Source organism: Salinisphaera dokdonensis CL-ES53, from assembly GCF_040361215.1.
In the GTDB taxonomy this organism is placed as follows: domain Bacteria; phylum Pseudomonadota; class Gammaproteobacteria; order Nevskiales; family Salinisphaeraceae; genus Salinisphaera; species Salinisphaera dokdonensis.
Genome location: NZ_APND01000001.1, coordinates 1 through 18396 on the forward strand (window position 1 = coordinate 1; position 18396 = coordinate 18396).

Sequence of the window (18396 nt, forward strand, 5' to 3'; positions counted from 1 at the left end):
CGGTTGATCGATCGAGCCGTTGTTCGTCTACCTCTTTCAGTTCGGCGCGAGGCGAGCCTCGCAGCGCTGGATTCGCCATCAAGTCTTGGGGTATTTTCGCGTGACCCGATGTCTTTGATTGGGGCACGACCCAATACAGACCTGCAAAGATCGGTTCACCTAGTTTGCCCCTGATGTATACGATTCAAGCACAAGCTTCACGTCGCATGCGGGGCCCACAGAATGATCGCTGCGCCGGCAAGACAAACCGCTCCGCCCAGGGCATCCCAGACGTCGGGCGCGTGCCCTTCTATAGCCCACATCCAAAGGATTGACGCGACTATATATAGGCCTCCATAGGCAGCGTAAGCGCGTCCTGCTTGATCAGCGGGGCTGAGCGTTAATAACCAAGCGAACGCCGCCAGTGAAACCATGCCCGGAAAAAGCCATAGCGCACTATTCCCCGATCGGAGCCAAGACCAGAACGCGAAGCAGCCGGCGATCTCAGCAAGCGCAGCGCAGGTATAGACCACAAGTGTCGGCATGAGTGACCAGCAGATTTGCTTTTGGCGATGCAGTTTAACGCGAGCAAACCAGCACTGAGCGTTCACGAACTAGGCTGAACTGAAAAACGGTTCGAATCCCGAAGGCGTGTCATGTCGATGTGTTTGCGATAACAGCGCATTAGTGAGTTCGGAAGCTCCGTGAGCGTCTGCTTTTGGCCGATAACGGACTACCCAAGCTCGCTTGACTTCGCTTCGCCACCCACTATCGGTCTTCTCGCGTGTGCCAAAGACGCAGTACGTAGACGATCTCACCCGCCACCTCATATCGCAGTTCGTATTGGCTGACCAAGAGCCGACGAATCTCACGTGGTTCGAACTGAAACAGCTGTTCGCCGATATGCGGATTGGTCACCAAGATACGTGGCGCGTCGGTAAGCGCCTGAACTGCCCTTATCGCTGCTGGCTTATTTACTGGCGCCAAGAACTCGTATAGGCGCGCTATATCGGAAAGCGCTTTGTCCGTCCACTTCAGCTGCATCAACGCGGCATCGGTTGCGGCTCGTCCGTATCCAGACTGTCGGCCCATGCCTGGATCGACTGATGGTCGATGACGCGGCCCGCATCAACGTCCGCCAGAGCCTCGCGTGTAAGCCGATCACGCTCCTCCTCCTGGGCGATCCACGATGATAGCGCTTGTTTCATTATCCAGCCGCGCGAGCGCTCGAGCCGATCGGCTAACTGATCCACTTTTTCAGCCATCGGGATGGGAACGTGTGCCGTCAAAACACGCGTTTCGGTCTTTGCCATCGTGATTTCCTCCGACCAGTTACAGACGCTACCCGGACACTGGTATTGGCGCGGCGTTGTCTATTTCTGACTACGTGGGACAACGCGGGGTTGATTCGCTTTTAATCATAGCGATTAACTCCTATTAAGCCAATAACGAGAACGAAGGCCTGCGCCGCATCGGCACCGCATGTTTTCAGTCGCTAAACCGCCGCTCTAGACAAGAGCGATCTAGGTCGCCAGAAACCAGGATGCTTCGCAACACAAGTACAGTTGTGTTGTACCGAGCTAATTCCCGTACGATTTAGTACGTATTACATATCGCGTATCAGCACGATTCAGTCAGTTTTATGTGCCCGAGATCGCGGCTACGCGAACCGTTCAACTTTCGTCGTCGTTTACATGGCGTGCCGTACAAGTCGATCAGTTCGAGAGTGTTGTCGTAACAGAATTCGATCGCGCGGCCGAAGCGTTCCCCTGACGCCGCGGCCCGTCGTCGCTTGAATCGCATTTTAGCTGAGCGGATTTCGAAGCCGTCCGATCATCTATCGCGATACCGCGGTTGATATGACCGGCTTGGGCGCGACATTTGGGCATTCACAGGCTTCATTCCCATTCGCGCAGAGATCGAAGAACTAGCGAGCGGCGCGCTCGCGCTGCCGGGCTATATCCGCCCCCGCTACGACCGGAGGCCTCGTTGACGGCCACGACTACCGAACTGAGAGTCGTTCCACAACGCCCTGCCCGCGATCATGGTGCGCGGCGAATATCCTTCGATGGCCGAGCTGCGTGTTGAACTGCTCACCACGGCTTCACAGCAAACACTACCCCGGTATATTTAAGTCCACCCGGCAGACTGCCTGATCAGATAAGTAGCGGATTTCCCGAGCGCCTGCCCCGAGTCGTCGCCGAGGCCGCACACCGTGTCAATTAGGAAGCCCGCGGCTAAGCGAGCCCCGAACTCGAGCGACAGCATGCCGCGATGCACGAGCGTAAAAAACACTCAAACTCGATCTTGAGCAGGCGCAAAAACCAATCAGCTGCTCGACGACCAGGTTGAATACCTACAACAACGCGCCGAGGCCGTGGGTCAACGAGGCGCTGGATGACAGCCAGCAAGCCCACAGCGCAAACGAACGCAACGTCGTGAACGAACGACAAATCCGCCATCGCGGGGTGAAAAACGTTGATCAGATAGTTCGAGGCGTACGGCACAAAAAAGACGGCACCTAGAGAAACTGCTTATCGCCGGCCTCGAGCCATCCCTGCCCGCCATCGATGGGATCGTTCGGCACATGCGCGACAAGCTCGAGTTCGCCTTCCCGCAAATCGAGCACGAGCAGCGGACGCGTGAGAGGCGCATTCGCCAGACTCATGCCGGCATGAGCGAGCTTTTCGAAAGCCGTGAGCGCGGGATGTTCCGCCGTATAGATCACCGGATACCCACAGGCGCCCACCGTCGGCTTTAACGTTTCAGCGCCCTTGCAGCTTAGATCTTAGGCATAGAGTTACTGTGCAGCGCGATAACGCCGCATCAAGCATCAATGCCATACATCATTCGGCCGAGCACCTGTTCGACCCACTCGGTACCGCTTTCGGTATCGGCCAAGGTAATCGGGGCCTGGCCCTCGAATACGTGATTCGGATTGTTGAGCCAATTCATCGCGCGATCCTGATCCCCAAAGGTATCTTCAGCGAACGCGATGATCCGGGCAACGCGTAGCACAACCTCCGAAGCGTGTTTCGAAAGGCGTTTCGATTTGCTCTTGCCTGCCGAAATCAGCGTCGTGCGTGGCACAACCTGATCGAACAGGCGCTTAGGGACACCACTGTTCTCACGAAGATAGCGCGCGCAAGTGCCCGGTAGACCATTCCGTACAGCCTTTGTAGCTCTCGCTGGCTCTCGGAAGTCAGTAGCGGCGATGTTAAGGACTTCAGAACTCCCTAAAAGGGCAACAACACGTTCGCTGGTGCAAATGTCAACCTTTACTTTCATAGCAAACACCTCGGTATCGCCAAATCGATCGAGCCCGCGTTCGTCTATGACTGAGCGAAATGTATACGCGATCCGCTTATGTTCGCTGAGACCGTTGCGGATTCACCTCGCTGTTCAACCCAATCTCGTATGCGGTGGCCGGGGGCCGCTCCATAGGGCGATGGAAGCAGTCCTACTCGTGTAAGACCGCCGAAAATCGCGAAAAAGCACGATTTTAGTAATTATGCTCGCAGCGCGGTGAGCTTGGCCACAGTAAATTTTACGAACGTCACTACCCTTACTGTGAGTTTGAGAGCTTTGAGGACCTTACCTATTAATAGCGTGCGCTCAACCCTTCCGACTTCGAAGGATGAGATCGTATTGATAGCGCTCAATCGTATCCGGTCGCGACTTTATGGCTTGAGCGAGCTATTTATAATCTGCTCGGCGAAGTCGCGCCGCCCTGTAAACCCTCGGCGCCACTTACCACACGCACTCTTGCCCAACCGCTGTCAGGAGCGCAGCCGATACGACGTGGGCACCTTTGTTTTCTCAGAGTTGGAGCCACGTGGCATGGCGCGTTGGCCGACGGCGCTGGCTCTTAAAATCGCATTGAGCTCTCGACCCTACGGGACATCGCCATGCGCCTAACCTCGATACCGAGATTCCTTAAGCAGTACTTCGAGCCGGGCTCGGAGCCTTGCGCGCGGACCGTGCGTAGAGGCATCGAACGCGGCGATATTCCTGGGCGAAAAGTTGGCGGCCAGTGGTTTGTCGATCTGCATCTTTTTGAATCTGGGAACGATCCACTTGTCGCGCGTGTGCTAGGCGGCGACGATATGAGACCAGGTTCATAAATAAAAACGCATGGCTAGACCAAGAACCGCCGCCAACCGAGGGCTTCCGCAGAATCTTCATCTACACGCGCCTTCAGGTCTCTATCGGTACAAGCATCCTGTCACGGGCAAGTACACCTACCTATCGCGCGACCGCGCGGAATGCATTGCGGCCGCGAAGAAGCTCAACGCGATGCTTCTGCCGTCGAACGATCTCGTCTCCCGGGTCGTAGCGCCGAGCCTGCTGTTCGGCAAGCTAATCACGCTATATAAAGAGAACGAGCTCGCACACCGGAACCTCGCCGAGAAGACGCAGACCATCTACAACCACGCATTGCGCCGCCTCGACGAACAATTCGGGCAGCGCGACGTCACCGAGCTGACGGTTCGGGACCTCGCCTCGGGCGTCGACGAACTCACGAGCGGCGGCCGAATGCGCAATCAATACCGCAGCCTGCTGATCGAGCTGTTCCAGTACGCGCGGGCAGAAGGCTGGCGAGAGGACAATCCCGCCGACGCGCTGCGAATCGTCAAGACGACGCGCCAGCGCGCCCGGTTCACCTGGGAGGGGTTCATTGCAGTCTATCGCGCCGCCCCGCCCTGGCTACGCGTGGCCATGGGGGTCGCGCTCTATTCCCTACAGCGTGAAGGCGACGTTCTGTCCTTCGAGTATCCGCGCGATGGTGTATGGCGGTTCGAGCAAGAAAAAACCGGCACGCCCCTCGAAATCACCATCGAGGGCGGCCTAGCACGCGCGATTGAGCGAAGCCGCGACGGCGTTGTGAGCCCGTTGGTGGTTCATCGATTGCCGGAAAAAGCGCGGCCCCGACATATGCGCGCGAAGAAACGCACACACCATACGCAGGTGCTCAAAGATCAGCTTATCCGCGATTTCGCGAAGGTCCGTCGCTCAAGCGGGTATTACGATGGTGTCGCGAACCCGCCAACATTCCACGAAATTCGCAGCCTGGGCGCGCACCTTATGCGCGAAGCTGGACACGATGAAACAGTGATACAGGTGCTGTTAGGGCACGAAGACGTAGAGCAAACTCGCGTCTATCTTTCCGACCATAAGCGCAGTCACGTACGCGTCGCGGCCGCGTCATTTTAGGTCCGGTGGCAACGCAATGATCACAGAACTTTTGGCCCCTTTCGGCCTTGGCTTCCTAGGCGGTTGGCTTAGAGACGTCTGGCGGGAGGCCATAGGGAATCGACGCGCCCACCTATTGGTACAGCGCGAGCAGGTCGAGAAGCTTGCCGAGTCGTTGCTTGTTTTCCACAGCGCGTTTAAAGCCGAGCATCGCGCGCTGGAGAGAACGCTCCAGAAGCTACCTGGGGCTCAGGAACCTTCCCGAGTTATTCGCGACGACGAGTATGCTGCTGTCGAAGTGCTGGTCGAATTATATTTCGACGACCCCGAGCGGGACCAGCTAGAAAAAATCTCTCAAGTACTAGCACAATATGACCACGAGCTGGAAGACCCGTTGGTACAACTCGCGTTAGACAACCGCTCCGAATACAACGAAGCCGCGGAAAACTTCGTAGCCCTCGCAAGCGATATGCACACCGAAGTATACGTATTCGTGGACCTACTGAAAGCTCGCGCTCAAAAGCTAAGAGCAGAAATGAGCGGCGACAGTTTCGGTATAGTTTCGGTATCGAAGCGGTATGCTCGAAAATTGACCTTCTGGCGAAGGCCCTAAACCGCTGATACTAGGAGGGAAAATTGGTCGGGGTAGCAGGATTTGAACCTACGACCTTCTGCACCCCATGCAGACGCGCTACCAAGCTGCGCCATACCCCGAACAGGCACGTATGTTAACAGAGAAAATTCATTCGTCGAGATGTAATTGCCTCGTAAACGAATAACGTCCCCGCAACTATTCGAGTCGCTGTGCGATGGCCTCGAGTTCCGTGCGAATCGATGCCAGGGAGTCGGCCGCGCTCGCGACCGGCAACGACGCCAGAACGCGACCCTTGTCCCGCAACTGCAGCCGAGCCCCTTGGATCGTGAAGCCCTGCTCATAAAGAAGCATGCGGATATCGCGCGCGATGATGACATCGTGCTGCTGATAGTAGCGACGGTTGCCCCGTCGCTTCACGGGCTTGAGCTGCGTGAACTCCTGCTCCCAATACCGCAATACATGCGGCTTCACCCGGCAAAGCTCGCTTACCTCACCGATAGTGAAGTAACGCTTGTCCGGTATGCGGGGTAATTCTTCAGCTGGCTGCGTCAATGCTCGACTCGACGCGCGCACGCATCTTCTGGCCTGGTTTGAAACTCACGACGCGACGCGCGGAGATCGGGATCTCTTCGCCGGTCTTCGGATTACGGCCTGGACGCTGATTCTTGTCTCGAAGCTCGAAATTGCCGAAACCCGACAACTTCACGTACTCGCCGTCCTCAAGCGTCGAACGCACTTCTTCGAAGAAGCAATCCACGAATTCCTTTGATTCCCGCTTGTTGAAGCCGAGTTGTTCAAAGAGATTCTCAGTCAGATCTGCCTTGGTCAGTGCCACGGTTATTCACCCCTGATTCGCGCGTCGCACTGTTCTCCCAGAGCCGTGACGACACGAGTTATTATTCTATCGACCCCTTCGTCGGTAAGCGTGCTCGCTTTATCTTGGAAAATCAAGCCTAAAGCCACGCTCTTGAAACCAGTCTCAAGGCCGGGACCTCGAAACAGGTCGAACACTTCTGTCGATCGAAGCGCCGACTCGTCAACAGACTCGATTGCGGCCAATAAGGACGAAACGGGGGTACTCTCTTCAACGACAACCGCGAGATCACGCCGCATGACGGGCTGCTCGGACAGTTCTTCGAAACGAACCGCCGAAGAGATAGCAAGCGCACTTGAATCAACTTCAAATAGATATGGCAAATCGTTGTTTTTATATCGCTTACCGAACTTTGGCGAAAGCTGACCAACCCACCCCACTGGCGCGCCGTTGAGAACGATTCGAGCGCTCCGCCCAGGATGCAGGGCCGGATGTTCGGCCGCTTCGAACGCCGGTCGCGACGGCACCCTTGCAAACAGTGCTTCGACATCGCCTTTGATATCGAAGAAGTCGACAGCGCGGCGGGGGCGATCCCAATGCGCATCATCCGCAGAACCGCTGATCAGACCAGCAATGGTGTCGCGCTGGTCGATGCCGTTCTCGGCGGAGGGTTCAGGCGCAAATTGTAGGCCACGCTCATACAGGCGCACGCTTGCCTGCTGGCGTCTGATGTTGTGCGCCCAGCTCGGCAACAGGCTCGCCCATAAGGTCCGCCGCATCTCGACCAGTTGATCGGATATCGGGTTGTCGAGCACGACCGCGGGCTCACTGCCGGTCAACTCTGCATGCAGGCCTGGTTCGACGAAGCTATAGGTGATCGCCTCGGAGTATCCGCGTTGGCGAAGAACGGCGTCAGCACCTTCGCCGACGCTACGGCCCACCTCGGAGTCAACTGGCGGCAGGCTTACGTTCTGGGACGAAGTTTGCAGCTTGTCATAACCATATACACGCGCGACCTCTTCGATCAGATCCGCCTCGATCTCAAGGTCGTAGCGCCAGCTCGGGGGTTGCGCCGACCACTCGCTATCGCCGCGCCGCTCCACGCCAACACCGAGCGAAGTCAGGGCGTGCTCAATCCAGTCGGCGTCTATTCGCTGGCCGAGCAGCCGCTCGACGTTCCCGGCAGCAAGAGAGATATTCCGGGAACCCGGCCAGATCGGAGTACCGAGAACGTGATTGACCGGACCACAGGCGCCGCCGCCATGTTCGAGCAAGAGCGACGTCGCGCGCTCCAGCGCCGACGGGTGCAACTCGGGATCAACACCTCGCTCAAACCGATGGAGAGAATCCGTATGAATCTTGTAGCGGCGGCCCTGACCGGCCACTGCTGACGGCGTAAAGCACGCCGATTCGAAAACCACGTTGCGCGTGGTTTCGTCGACTGCGGTGCGCTGGCCGCCGATCATGCCGGCAATCGCGACCGGGCCCTCGTCGTCTGCAATCACGAGCGTCTGCGCGGCAAGCGTGACTTCCTCGCCATCGAGCGTGACGATGCGTTCATCCGCCCTCGCCAGACGCACGCGGATATCGCCGACCAGACGGTCGCCGTCGAACGCGTGCATCGGCTGGCCGAACTCCAGCATCACGTAATTGCCGATATCCACCGGTAGATTAATGCGGCGAACACCCGCCCGGCGCAGGCGTTCAGCCATCCAGACCGGCGTGCATGCGTCTGGCTGGACCCCGGCCACGCAACGCGCGGCATAGCCGGCGCAGTGCGTAGGCGCATCGATATGCACGCTTCGGACATGATCCGTCTGCGGCTGCGCCGCTGCCATTTCAGGTACGGACATTGCCGTATCGAACGCCACGGCCAGCTCACGAGCGATGCCTCGCACGCTGAGACAGTCGCCGCGATTAGGCGTGAGATCGATGTCGAGCACGTGATCGGGCAAGTCGAGATACGAGCCCAGAGTCGTGCCGACTGGCGCATCTGGGCCTAACTCCCAAAGACCGCCTGCGTCGGCACTCAGACCGAGCTCACTGGCGCTACACAGCATGCCCGCGGACGGCTCATTCCGGATCTCGGTGGCCTCGATCGTGAGTCCGTTCGGCAATGTCGCACCCACACGCGCCACAGGTACGCGCAAACCTTCTACCGCGTTCGGCGCACCGCAGACGATGGCCAACGGCTCGTCGGCGCCAATATCGACGGTGCAGAGCTGCAGCCGATCAGCTTTCGGATGAGGCGCGCAACGCGTAATCCGACCTACGACAACACCGTCGAGCTCAGGCCCACCGTCGACAATTTCATCGACTTCCAGTCCTGCCATGGTCAGCGTGTCGGCAATGCTATCGAGTGGGGCATCCGTGACGACCCATTCACGCAGCCATTGTTCACTTATCTTCATAGTCAGGCCAATCCTGATTTAGTCAGCGCGAGACGCCTGTCCGAAACAAACGACCGGCGTGTGCCCGATGGTCCTGCGACCAGGGTCGCGTCAATCTTCAATTACACGAACTGAGTAAGGAAGCGCAGATCGTTCTCGTAGAACTGACGCAGATCCGTCACGCCATATCGCAGCATCGCCAGGCGTTCCACGCCCATCCCGATTGCGTAGCCGGTATAGCGCTCGCCGTCGATCCCGGCTGCCTCGAGCACGCGCGGATGCACCATGCCGCAGCCGAGCACCTCCATCCAGCCTGAACCAGTACCCAGACTACGCCCATCGATATCGACCTCGGCCGAGGGCTCGGTAAAGGGGAAATAGGAAGGCCGGAAGCGCAGCTTCAGATCGGTTTCGAAAAACGCTTCGAGGAATGACTGCAATTCGGCGCGCAGCTCGGCGAAGCTCACGCGTTCAGCCACATAAAGCGCTTCGATCTGATGAAACATGGGGCTATGCGTGCGATCCGAATCACAGCGATACACGCGCCCCGGCGCGATGATACGAATCGGCGGCTGCCGCTCCTCCATCGTGCGGATCTGAACCGGCGAAGTATGCGTGCGCAGCAACAGCCGCGCGCCATCTACATAGAACGTGTCCTGCATCGCCCGTGCCGGGTGATCTGCGGGTACGTTCAGCGCTTCGAAGTTGTGGTAATCATCCTCGATTTCGGGGCCATGAACGATCTCGAAACCGTTATGCACGAACAGACGCTCGATACGCTCACGCGTCTGGGTGATCGGATGACTCGCTCCGGGTCGACGACCGCGGCCTGGCAGCGTGACATCGACGCTTTCTTCAGCCAGCTTTTGCTGTAGTGCCTCGGCCTCGAGTGCGCTCTTGCGCGCGGCGATCGCGTCCGCGATCTCGCTTTTCACCGCGTTGATAAGTGCACCCTGCTCTCGGCGCTCATCTGGAGCCATCGAACCCAGCTGCTTGAGCTGCGAGGTCACCGCGCCCTTCTTGCCCAATAGCGTGACGCGATGTTCGTCGAGCGATGCCAGGCTCGACGTGGATTCGATATCGGCGAGCGCCTGATCACGCAGACGGTCGAGTTCGGTACTCATGCGCCGGGACTCCCCTGGGGCGACTGGGCCGCCACAAAAACAAAAGGGAAAGGCAGAACGCCTTTCCCTTTCATGGCTTGCAGGAGCAGTCAGTCTACGCTGCTGCTCTATCAAGCATCCGGCCGATCAAGGGCCGGACACGCAGGTCAGGCGTGAGCGGACTTCGCCTGCTCGACGATCGCCGCGAACGTCTGCTTGTCGCGCACCGCGATATCCGCAAGGATCTTGCGATCGAGCTCGATGCCGGCCTTCTTCAGACCGTTCATGAGCACGCTGTACGACACGCCGAGTTCCTTGGCGCCCGCGTTGATACGCGTGATCCACAGTGCGCGGAAGTCGCGCTTGCGGTTGCGACGGTCACGGTAGGCATACTGGCCGGCCTTGAATACGGCCTGCCGGGCAACGCGATACGTGCGACTACGCGCACCGTAATAGCCCTTGGCCTGCTTGAGTACTTTCTTGTGACGGGCTTTTGCCGTCACGCCGCGACTGACTCGTGCCATCTTCGCGTATCCTGTTTATATCTGTTGAAAATCAATAACAACGGCGCGCTTATGCGCACCGTCGATCTATGAGCGTTCGCCTACTACTTGTAGGGAATCAGCCGATCCATTGCCGGCTGGTCGCAATGCGCAACCATCGCACCCGAGGCCAGACGACGCTTACGCTTCGGCGACTTCTTGGTCAGGATATGGTTGTCGTATGCGCGACGGCGACGGAGCTTGCCGCTACCGGTGCGCTTGAAACGCTTGGCGGCACCGCGGTTCGTCTTGAGCTTGGGCATAACTTCTCTCTAAATCAACGTGTCCGGATGTTCATCACCCGGATGGGCGGGATTTACTATTTCTTGCTGTGCTTGGGCACGCCCTTGAGCGGCGCCATCACCATGGTCATCAGGCGACCCTGCATTTCCGGATGCTGCTCGACCGCGGCCATCTCTTCCAGATCATCGCGAACCTTGTCCATCAGCTCCATACCGAGCTCTTGATGGGCCATTTCGCGGCCACGAAAACGCAGCGTAATCTTGATCTTGTCACCGTCTTCCAGAAACTCTTTCAGCTTGCGCAGCTTGATCGCGTAATCGCCCTTGTCCGTACCAGGGCGGAATTTCACTTCCTTTAGCTGCGTCTGCTTCTGTTTCTGTTTGCCGGCTTGCTGGGTCTTCTTTTTCTCGAAGATGTGCTTGCCATAATCCATGATCCGGGTGACCGGCGGATTCGCGTTCGGCGAGACTTCGACTAGGTCGAGAGAGTATTCGCCCGCTTTTTCAAGCGCATCTTCGATTCGCATGATGCCGACTTGTTCCCCATCGGGGTCAATCACGCGGACTTCCCGCGCGGTTATGGCATCGTTGCGACGATCCTTTTGTCCAGAAGCGATTTCAGCGTCCTCCTTGCATTAGCGGCATTTCGCACTGTGCTTCTCACGTGCACGAATTGCGCGAAGCGCGCGAGTATAGCAGATGATCACGCGCAAACCAGCCTAAAACGACTAGTTTTTCGCCTTTACCCGCTCTTGAACCATTTTCAGGAACTCGTCGACCGACATGGAACCGAGATCCTCGCCCTCGCGAGTACGAACGGCGACCGCGCCGGATTCCACCTCACGATCACCCACGACCAGCAGATAAGGCACGCGCTGCATCGTGTGTTCACGGATCTTGTAGCCGATCTTTTCGTTTCTCAAGTCCGTATCGACACGTACACCCGCGTCACGCAGCCGTCGAGCGGTTTCGCCGACGAAAGCCGACTGCGCGTCCGTAATATTGAGTAGCACGGCCTGCGACGGTGACAGCCACAGCGGCATGGAACCAGCGTAATGCTCAATCAGGATGCCGATAAAGCGTTCCAGCGAGCCGAGAATCGCACGGTGAATCATCACCGGGACCTGACGGTCCCCGTTCTCGTCGACATATTCGGCGCCAAGGCGGTCCGGCATGGAGAAGTCCAGCTGCACCGTACCGAGCTGCCAGACGCGATTCAGACAGTCACGCAGCGAGAACTCGATCTTGGGCCCGTAAAAGGCGCCCTCGCCCGGCTGCAATTCGAAGTCGAGGCTCTTGTCTTCCAGGCAGCGCTGCAAGGCTGCTTCCGACTTGTCCCAGATGGCGTCCGAACCGACCCGCTGCTCGGGCCGCGTGGAAAGCTTGATGAGCACGTCGTCGAAGCCGAAGTCCGCATACACCGAATACAGCAGGTCGATGAAGGCGCCGACCTCCTCGCCGATCTGCGCTTCTGTACAGAAGATGTGTGCGTCGTCCTGCGTAAAGCCACGCACGCGCATCAACCCGTGTAGCGTTCCGGAGGCTTCGTTGCGATGGCAGGAGCCGAACTCGGCCAGCCGCAGCGGCAGGTCGCGGTAGCTCTTGAGCCCGCGGTTGTATATCTGCACATGGGCCGGACAGTTCATCGGCTTGACGGCGAACTGGCGTTCTTCCGAGCCGGTGATGAACATGTTGTCCATGAACTTGTCGGCGTGACCGGATTTCTCCCACAACGACAGGTCGATCAGCGACGGTGTATGCACTTCGCGATAATCCTGGCGCTTGAGCCGCGCGCGGATATAGTCGGTGATCTGCAGATAGATCTGCCATCCGCGGTCATGCCAGAACACCATGCCTGGCGCTTCTTCCTGGATATGGAAGAGATCCTGACGACGACCAATCAGGCGATGATCGCGCTTCTTGGCTTCTTCGATCCGGGCCAGATGCGCCTTGAGGTCTTTCTTGTTCGCCCAGGCCGTGCCGTAGATGCGGGTCAGCATCTCGTTGTTCGAGTCACCACGCCAATAGGCGCCTGCCAGGCTCGTGAGCTTAAACGCGCGAAGATGGCGCGAATTGGGCACATGCGGACCCACACACATATCGGTGTAGTCCTCATGGTGATAAAGCGCAATGGTTTCGCCGTCGGGGATGCCGCGCACGATCTCCTGCTTGTAGGGTTCGTTGCGGGTTTCGAAAGTGGCGAGCGCCTTGTCGCGGCTGACGACCTCACGGATTACTTCGTGGTCGCGTTCGGCCAACTCGTGCATGCGCGCCTCGATCTTTTCCAGATCCTCGGGCGTAAGCGTGCGGTCGATTGCGATGTCGTAATAGAAGCCATCGTCGATGACCGGACCGATGGCCATATGGACGTTCGGATACATCGTCTTGAGCGCCTGACCCAGGAGGTGCGCACAGGAGTGACGAATGATGTCGAGGCCTTCCGGATCACGCGCGGTGATCAGCGCGATCTCGGCATCGTGATCGATCGCGACACAGGCATCAGCCAGCGTGCCGTCGATACGTGCCGCGAGCGTCGCCTTGGCAAGACCGGCGCCGATCGATTCGGCGACCTGCATGCCAGTTACGGGCTGATCGAAGTTTTTGACCGAGCCGTCGGGCAGGGATATGGCGGGCATTGAAACCTTCCTTTTCAGTGGCGGCCCATACCAAAGGCCGCGTGCATGGCGGGCGCGCTTGTTACTCGCCCAAAAACGAAAAAGCCGCGGGCGGGCAGACCCGACAGCGGCTTTTCGAACATATTCTGGTAGGCGCGAGTGGATTCGAACCACCGACCTCTACCATGTCAAGGTAGCGCTCTAACCAACTGAGCTACGCGCCTAATGAGGGCGCAAAGATACCGACTATCGGCGGATGCAGCAACCGTTGTCGACAAATTTTCTTGTCGCTCACCGAATAGTCGGCCGATGCATCTCTACCCGGCCTTCGCAGGCAGCTCGAACGCATGCTCCCGAATCTTCGAGATGCGGTCACGGATCTCGCCGGCCTGCTCAAATTCGAGATTCTCGGCGTGTTTGAACATCTCCTTCTCGAGCTTCTCGATTTCCTTGGCCAACTGGTTGGGCGTCATCCGGGCGTAGTCGGCGCCGACTTCCGCGACCTTCTTACGCTCCTTGACCTCGCTGTACTCTTCGTAGCCGTGCCGCATCACGTCGGCCACGGCCTTCTTGATGGTCTGCGGCGTGATGCCGTGCTCTTCGTTGAACGCGACCTGCTTGGCGCGGCGGCGCTCGGTTTCATCGATGGCACGGCGCATCGAGCCGGTGATCTTGTCGGCGTAGAGCACCGCCCGCCCGTCGACGTTGCGGGCCGCGCGCCCGATCGTCTGAATCAGCGACCGCTCGGCACGCAGGAAACCTTCCTTGTCGGCATCGAGAATGCCAACGAGCGCGACTTCGGGAATATCCAGCCCCTCACGCAGGAGGTTGATGCCGACCAGCACATCGAACTCACCCAGACGCAGATCGCGAATGATTTCGCTGCGTTCAACGGTATCGATATCCGAATGCAGATAACGCACGCGTACGCCGTTCTCGTGCAGATATTCGGTCAGATCCTCGGCCATGCGCTTGGTGAGCGTGGTGACCAGTACCCGCTGCTCGCGCGCGCTCACGGTGCGAATCTCGGAGAGCAGATCATCGACCTGATTTTCCGCCGGGCGGATCTCGATCGCCGGGTCGACCAGGCCAGTGGGACGCACAACCTGCTCGACCGTGTTGTCGGCGTGTTCGGTTTCGTAATTGCCGGGTGTGGCAGAAACATAAACCATCTGTGGTGCCACACGCTCGAACTCCTCGAACTTCAGCGGGCGATTATCCAGAGCCGACGGTAGGCGGAAACCGTATTCGACGAGTGTTTCCTTGCGCGCGCGGTCGCCCTTGTACATGCCGCCGATCTGGGGGACGGTCACATGCGACTCGTCCAGCACCATGATCGCGTCGTCGGGCAGATAGTCGAGCAGACACGGCGGCGGCTCGCCCGGTTCGCGTCCCGAGAGGTAGCGCGAGTAGTTCTCGATACCCGAACAGAAGCCGATCTCGTTGATCATTTCCAGATCGAACAGCGTGCGCTGCTCGATCCGCTGGGCTTCGAGCAGTTTGCCGACCGACTCGAAGTACTTGACCCGCTCCTTCATCTCGGCCTTGATCTTGTCCATCGCACCGACCATGCGCTCGCGCGGCGTCACATAATGCGTCTTCGGATAGATCGTCAGGCGCGGCACCTTACGGTTCACGGTGCCGGTGAGCGGATCGAAATAGGACAGGCGTTCGACTTCGTCGTCGAACAGTTCGATACGCACCGCCTCGTCGTCGGCCTCGGCCGGGAACACGTCGATGATCTCGCCGCGCACTCTATAAGTACCGCGCTCGAGCGCCACGTCGTTGCGCTTGTACTGAAGCTCGGTCAGGCGCTTGACGATATCGCGCTGACCAACGCGGTCGCCCTCGTCCAGATGGAGCACCATCGAGAAGTAAGCCTTAGGATCACCCAAGCCGTATATCGCCGAAACCGAGGCCACAATGATCGTGTCGCGGCGCTCCATCAGCGCCTTGGTCGCGGACAGGCGCATCTGCTCGATGTGTTCGTTCACCGAGGAATCCTTCTCGATAAACGTGTCCGACGCCGGCACATAGGCTTCCGGCTGGTAATAGTCGTAGTAGGAGACGAAATACTCGACCGCGTTATCCGGGAAGAACTCCTTCATTTCGCCGTACAACTGGGCCGCCAGCGTCTTGTTCGGCGCCATCACCAGCATCGGGCGATTGGCCTGCATCGCCACGTTCGCCATCGTGAAAGTCTTGCCAGAGCCAGTGACGCCGAGCAGCACTTGATGCGCCAGCCCATCCTCCAGGCCTTCCACCAGGCCCTCGATGGCCGCGGGCTGATCACCGGCCGGCGCCCAGTCGGCCTTGAGATTGAAGTTGCTATCGCTCATGCATTCATAGTTGGCGCGGTCGGCCTAAAAACAAGCCATCCGCTGTAGCGTGGAACAGCCAGAACTTACGCACTCGCCCCCGCCTCGGAGGCACATCGAGGCGCTTACAGCCCAACCACCCAACATCTTTGGAAAAAATGGCCCGCATCCCTTGCCAATTAGCCTTCGTTCGCCTAGCATACGCGGCCTTCGCCATAGGGCGGAGATCATACGGATATTCAGTTCCCCGGTAGCTCAGTTGGTAGAGCGGGTGACTGTTAATCACTAGGTCGGCGGTTCGAGCCCGTCCCGGGGAGCCATCCTCTTCTGAATATCCATGCAGGCCGGCAATCGCCGGCTTTTTTGTGCCCGCATTATCGACATGGCCGGCAGGACACGCCGCTCCGGCGCCAGGTAACCGTCTGCGGCGCGACCACTCGAACTCAATAGATCTGTAGTTCTTGCGGGCCATTCGGTGGCGCGAACAACGCATCGAGCGCGGCGCGGTCGTCTTCGCTGAGGTGCATATCGAGCGCGCCAGCATTTTCCTCCACGCGCGCCGTGCTGGCCGATTTAGGAATGGGCAGCACGCCGTCGTGGTCGAGCAGCCAGGCCAGCGCCGCTTGGGCGGCCGTGATGTCACGCTCTCGAGCGAACTGCTGCAGGCCATCGTGCGACAGCAGACTGGCGCCGTCGAACGGCGAGTATGCCATGGTCGCGATGCCCTGATTCTGCAGCCATGGCAGCAGCTCCCACTCGATGCCGCGCTGATTCAAGTTATAAAGCAGCTGATTGACCTGCAGCGCGTCGCCGCCCGGCGCAGCCTGGAAATCGCGCGTGGTGGGCAGGTCCAGATTGCTGATGCCGAAATGGCGAATCTTGCCGTCGCGTTGCAGCTGTTCGAAGGCCGAGATGGTGTCTTCGTAAGGCACCCCGCCCTGCCAGTGCAGCAGGTACAGGTCGAGGCACTCGGTACCGAGCCTTTCCAGGCTCGCTTCGCAGGCCGCAAGGGCGCGCTCACGCCCGGCGTTGGAGGGCAACACCTTGCTCACTAGAAACACATCGTCGCGGCGCCCGGCGATCGCCTCGCCGACCAGTCGTTCCGCGCGCCCGTCGCCATACATTTCTGCGGTGTCGATCAACGACAGCCCGCGCTCAATACCGGCCTGTAATGCAGCAATCTCGTCGTTTCGCGTGGCCGGATCGTCGCCTAGAAACCAGCTGCCCTGGCCGAGCGCAGGTACTTTCTCGCCGCAAGGCAAGGTGACATATTTCATGAGATGACCTGCAGTACTTTGTTCAAGGGTGGCTTCCGCCCACGACGAGACCACGAAGCAAGCGAAAACAAGTGCTAACGCCGCCTCGGGCCGTCGCGACTATCGACTGCTCTAGAGACGTTCGATGATTGTGACGTTGGCCATACCGCCGCCTTCGCACATGGTTTGCAACCCATAACGCCCGCCGCGCGCCTTCAGGGCATGTACGAGCGTGGTCATCAGTTTCGTTCCCGAAGCGCCGAGCGGGTGGCCAAGCGCGATCGCCCCGCCGTTGACGTTGAGCCGTTCCGGGTCGGCTCGCGTCGACTGCAGCCAGGCCAGCGGAATCGGCGCGAAGGCCTCGTTGACTTCGAACAGGTCGATATCGTCGATATTCATGCCGGCCCGGTCGAGCGCGCGCTGGGTCGCAGGCATGGGTGCTTCGAGCATGATGACCGGATCGTGACCCATCACACTCATGTGATGGATACGCGCCAGCGGCTCGACACCCAGGCGCTTCAGGCCGGCTTCGCTGACCACCATCACCCCGCTGGCCCCGTCGCATATCTGGCTGGCGGTCGCCGCCGAAATTCGGCCGTTCTCCACGAGCAGCTTCACGCTGGCGATGGAATCCAGCGTGGCGTCAAAACGAATGCCTTCGTCGACGGTATGACTGATTTCCTCGCCCGAATCCGGATCCAGCACGGTGACGGGCAGGATTTCGTTGTCGAAAGCGCCGGTCTGCGTCGCGCGAATGGCGCGCTGATGGCTTTCCAGAGCGAACTCGTCGAGCGCGGCGCGCGCGATCCCGTATTTCTCGGCCACCATTTCCGCGCCGTCGAACTGGCTGAACAGCTCGGTATGCGGGTACCGCTCGCGGATCGCGTGGCTCATGTAGATGCCCATGTCGGCTTTCTTGGCCAGCGTGAGCGGCGAGCCCATGGGCACGCGCGTCATGCTCTCGACACCGCCGGCGATCACCACATCCATGCTGCCCGACATCACCGCCTGCGCGGCGAAATGCAGCGCCTGCTGGGACGAGCCGCATTGGCGGTCGACGCTGGTACCCGGCACCGACTCCGGCAGGCTCGATGCCAGCACGGCGTTGCGCGCCACGTTCACGGCCTGCTCACCCACCTGGCCGACACAGCCGAGGATCACGTCGTCGACCGCATCGGGCGCGGCCCCGCTCTTGGCGACCAGACCGTCGATCAGGGTACCGGCGAGGTCTACCGGGTGCCAGCCAGACAATCGACCGCCCCGGCGGCCGCCGGCGGTACGCAATGCGGAAACGATATAGGCGTCGGTCATGGCGGGGTTCTCGATCGGAATGGAGGGTCTTTGTGCCA

19 protein-coding genes and 3 tRNA genes are annotated in these 18396 nt (G+C 59.3%); 4 read left to right on the forward strand and 18 right to left on the reverse strand.

The genetic code is table 11. The features are described from left to right. Positions 1–197: 197 nt before the first annotated feature. The 3 genes from SADO_RS00005 to SADO_RS00015 all read right to left on the reverse strand — a co-directional run bounded on the left by SADO_RS00005 (position 198) and on the right by SADO_RS00015 (position 1292). Positions 198–524 carry a YnfA family protein gene (locus SADO_RS00005; RefSeq protein ID WP_353108203.1) on the reverse strand — a complete coding sequence of 109 codons (327 nt, stop codon included), beginning with the start codon at positions 522–524 and terminating at the stop codon, positions 198–200. A 223-nt stretch (positions 525–747) separates the two neighbouring features. Beyond that, the gene (locus SADO_RS00010; RefSeq protein WP_353108205.1) at positions 748–1023 is read right to left on the reverse strand and encodes a type II toxin-antitoxin system RelE/ParE family toxin; all 276 of its coding nucleotides are present in this window, start codon (positions 1021–1023) and stop codon (positions 748–750) included. Then, a complete protein-coding gene (locus SADO_RS00015; RefSeq protein WP_353108207.1) occupies positions 1023–1292 on the reverse strand; it encodes a CopG family ribbon-helix-helix protein in 270 nt (89 codons plus the stop codon). The genes SADO_RS00010 and SADO_RS00015 overlap by 1 nt, the downstream gene beginning before the upstream one ends. Positions 1293–2327: 1035 nt before the next feature. Here SADO_RS00015 and SADO_RS00020 point away from each other — a divergent pair. After that, positions 2328–2504 carry a hypothetical protein gene (locus SADO_RS00020; RefSeq protein ID WP_353108208.1) on the forward strand — a complete coding sequence of 59 codons (177 nt, stop codon included), beginning with the start codon at positions 2328–2330 and terminating at the stop codon, positions 2502–2504. Here the strand turns inward: SADO_RS00020 and SADO_RS00025 are convergent. Both SADO_RS00025 and SADO_RS00030 read right to left on the reverse strand, forming a co-directional pair. Further along, on the reverse strand, positions 2501–2728 hold the full coding sequence (locus tag SADO_RS00025; RefSeq protein WP_353108210.1) for an RES family NAD+ phosphorylase: 228 nt from the start codon (positions 2726–2728) through the stop codon (positions 2501–2503). The genes SADO_RS00020 and SADO_RS00025 overlap by 4 nt on opposite strands. A 77-nt stretch (positions 2729–2805) precedes the next feature. Beyond that, positions 2806–3267: an Xre family toxin-antitoxin system antitoxin gene (locus tag SADO_RS00030; RefSeq protein ID WP_353108212.1), complete on the reverse strand. Its 462-nt coding sequence runs from the start codon at positions 3265–3267 to the stop codon at positions 2806–2808. A gap of 846 nt (positions 3268–4113) precedes the next feature. On the opposite strand from SADO_RS00030, the gene SADO_RS00035 reads away from it, so the two are divergent. Then, complete coding sequence (locus SADO_RS00035) at positions 4114–5193, forward strand: tyrosine-type recombinase/integrase (RefSeq protein WP_353108214.1); 1080 nt, start codon at positions 4114–4116, stop codon at positions 5191–5193. A gap of 16 nt (positions 5194–5209) precedes the next feature. Continuing rightward, complete coding sequence (locus tag SADO_RS00040) at positions 5210–5785, forward strand: hypothetical protein (RefSeq protein WP_353108216.1); 576 nt, start codon at positions 5210–5212, stop codon at positions 5783–5785. A 24-nt stretch (positions 5786–5809) separates the two neighbouring features. On the opposite strand, the gene SADO_RS00045 is transcribed toward SADO_RS00040, so the two are convergent. The 11 genes from SADO_RS00045 to uvrB form a co-directional block, all read right to left on the reverse strand. Next, positions 5810–5886: transfer RNA gene (locus SADO_RS00045), tRNA-Pro, on the reverse strand. Between the two features lie 76 nt (positions 5887–5962). Beyond that, complete coding sequence (locus SADO_RS00050) at positions 5963–6319, reverse strand: MerR family transcriptional regulator (protein WP_353108218.1); 357 nt, start codon at positions 6317–6319, stop codon at positions 5963–5965. Then, positions 6303–6602, reverse strand: a complete 300-nt coding sequence (locus SADO_RS00055; RefSeq protein WP_353108220.1) for an integration host factor subunit alpha — start codon at positions 6600–6602, stop codon at positions 6303–6305. Before SADO_RS00055 ends, SADO_RS00050 begins: the two co-directional genes overlap by 17 nt. Before the next feature lie 2 nt (positions 6603–6604). Then, entirely contained in the window at positions 6605–8992 is a 2388-nt protein-coding gene (gene pheT, locus SADO_RS00060; protein WP_353108221.1) for a phenylalanine--tRNA ligase subunit beta, read from the reverse strand. A 101-nt stretch (positions 8993–9093) separates the two neighbouring features. Further along, entirely contained in the window at positions 9094–10095 is a 1002-nt protein-coding gene (pheS, locus tag SADO_RS00065) for a phenylalanine--tRNA ligase subunit alpha (RefSeq protein ID WP_353108223.1), read from the reverse strand. A gap of 146 nt (positions 10096–10241) precedes the next feature. After that, positions 10242–10598 (reverse strand): 50S ribosomal protein L20, encoded by a 357-nt coding sequence (gene rplT / locus SADO_RS00070; protein WP_353108225.1) that lies wholly within the window; start codon positions 10596–10598, stop codon positions 10242–10244. Positions 10599–10681: 83 nt separating this feature from the next. Then, positions 10682–10879 carry a 50S ribosomal protein L35 gene (gene rpmI, locus SADO_RS00075; protein ID WP_353108226.1) on the reverse strand — a complete coding sequence of 66 codons (198 nt, stop codon included), beginning with the start codon at positions 10877–10879 and terminating at the stop codon, positions 10682–10684. 56 nt (positions 10880–10935) lie between these two features. Further along, complete coding sequence (gene infC / locus SADO_RS00080; RefSeq protein WP_353110032.1) at positions 10936–11475, reverse strand: translation initiation factor IF-3; 540 nt, start codon at positions 11473–11475, stop codon at positions 10936–10938. A 111-nt stretch (positions 11476–11586) separates the two neighbouring features. Continuing rightward, a complete protein-coding gene (thrS, locus tag SADO_RS00085) occupies positions 11587–13494 on the reverse strand; it encodes a threonine--tRNA ligase (RefSeq protein WP_353108228.1) in 1908 nt (635 codons plus the stop codon). A 126-nt stretch (positions 13495–13620) separates the two neighbouring features. Beyond that, positions 13621–13697: transfer RNA gene (locus SADO_RS00090), tRNA-Val, on the reverse strand. Between the two features lie 93 nt (positions 13698–13790). Beyond that, positions 13791–15812 (reverse strand): excinuclease ABC subunit UvrB, encoded by a 2022-nt coding sequence (gene uvrB, locus SADO_RS00095; RefSeq protein ID WP_353108229.1) that lies wholly within the window; start codon positions 15810–15812, stop codon positions 13791–13793. A gap of 223 nt (positions 15813–16035) precedes the next feature. On the opposite strand from uvrB, the gene SADO_RS00100 reads away from it, so the two are divergent. Next, positions 16036–16111, forward strand: a tRNA-Asn gene (locus SADO_RS00100). A 123-nt stretch (positions 16112–16234) separates the two neighbouring features. Here the strand turns inward: SADO_RS00100 and SADO_RS00105 are convergent. Both SADO_RS00105 and SADO_RS00110 read right to left on the reverse strand, forming a co-directional pair. Next, the gene (locus SADO_RS00105) at positions 16235–17068 is read right to left on the reverse strand and encodes an aldo/keto reductase (RefSeq protein WP_353108231.1); all 834 of its coding nucleotides are present in this window, start codon (positions 17066–17068) and stop codon (positions 16235–16237) included. A 111-nt stretch (positions 17069–17179) separates the two neighbouring features. After that, the gene (locus tag SADO_RS00110; RefSeq protein WP_353108232.1) at positions 17180–18358 is read right to left on the reverse strand and encodes an acetyl-CoA C-acetyltransferase; all 1179 of its coding nucleotides are present in this window, start codon (positions 18356–18358) and stop codon (positions 17180–17182) included. Between the last annotated feature and the right edge of the window lie 38 nt (positions 18359–18396).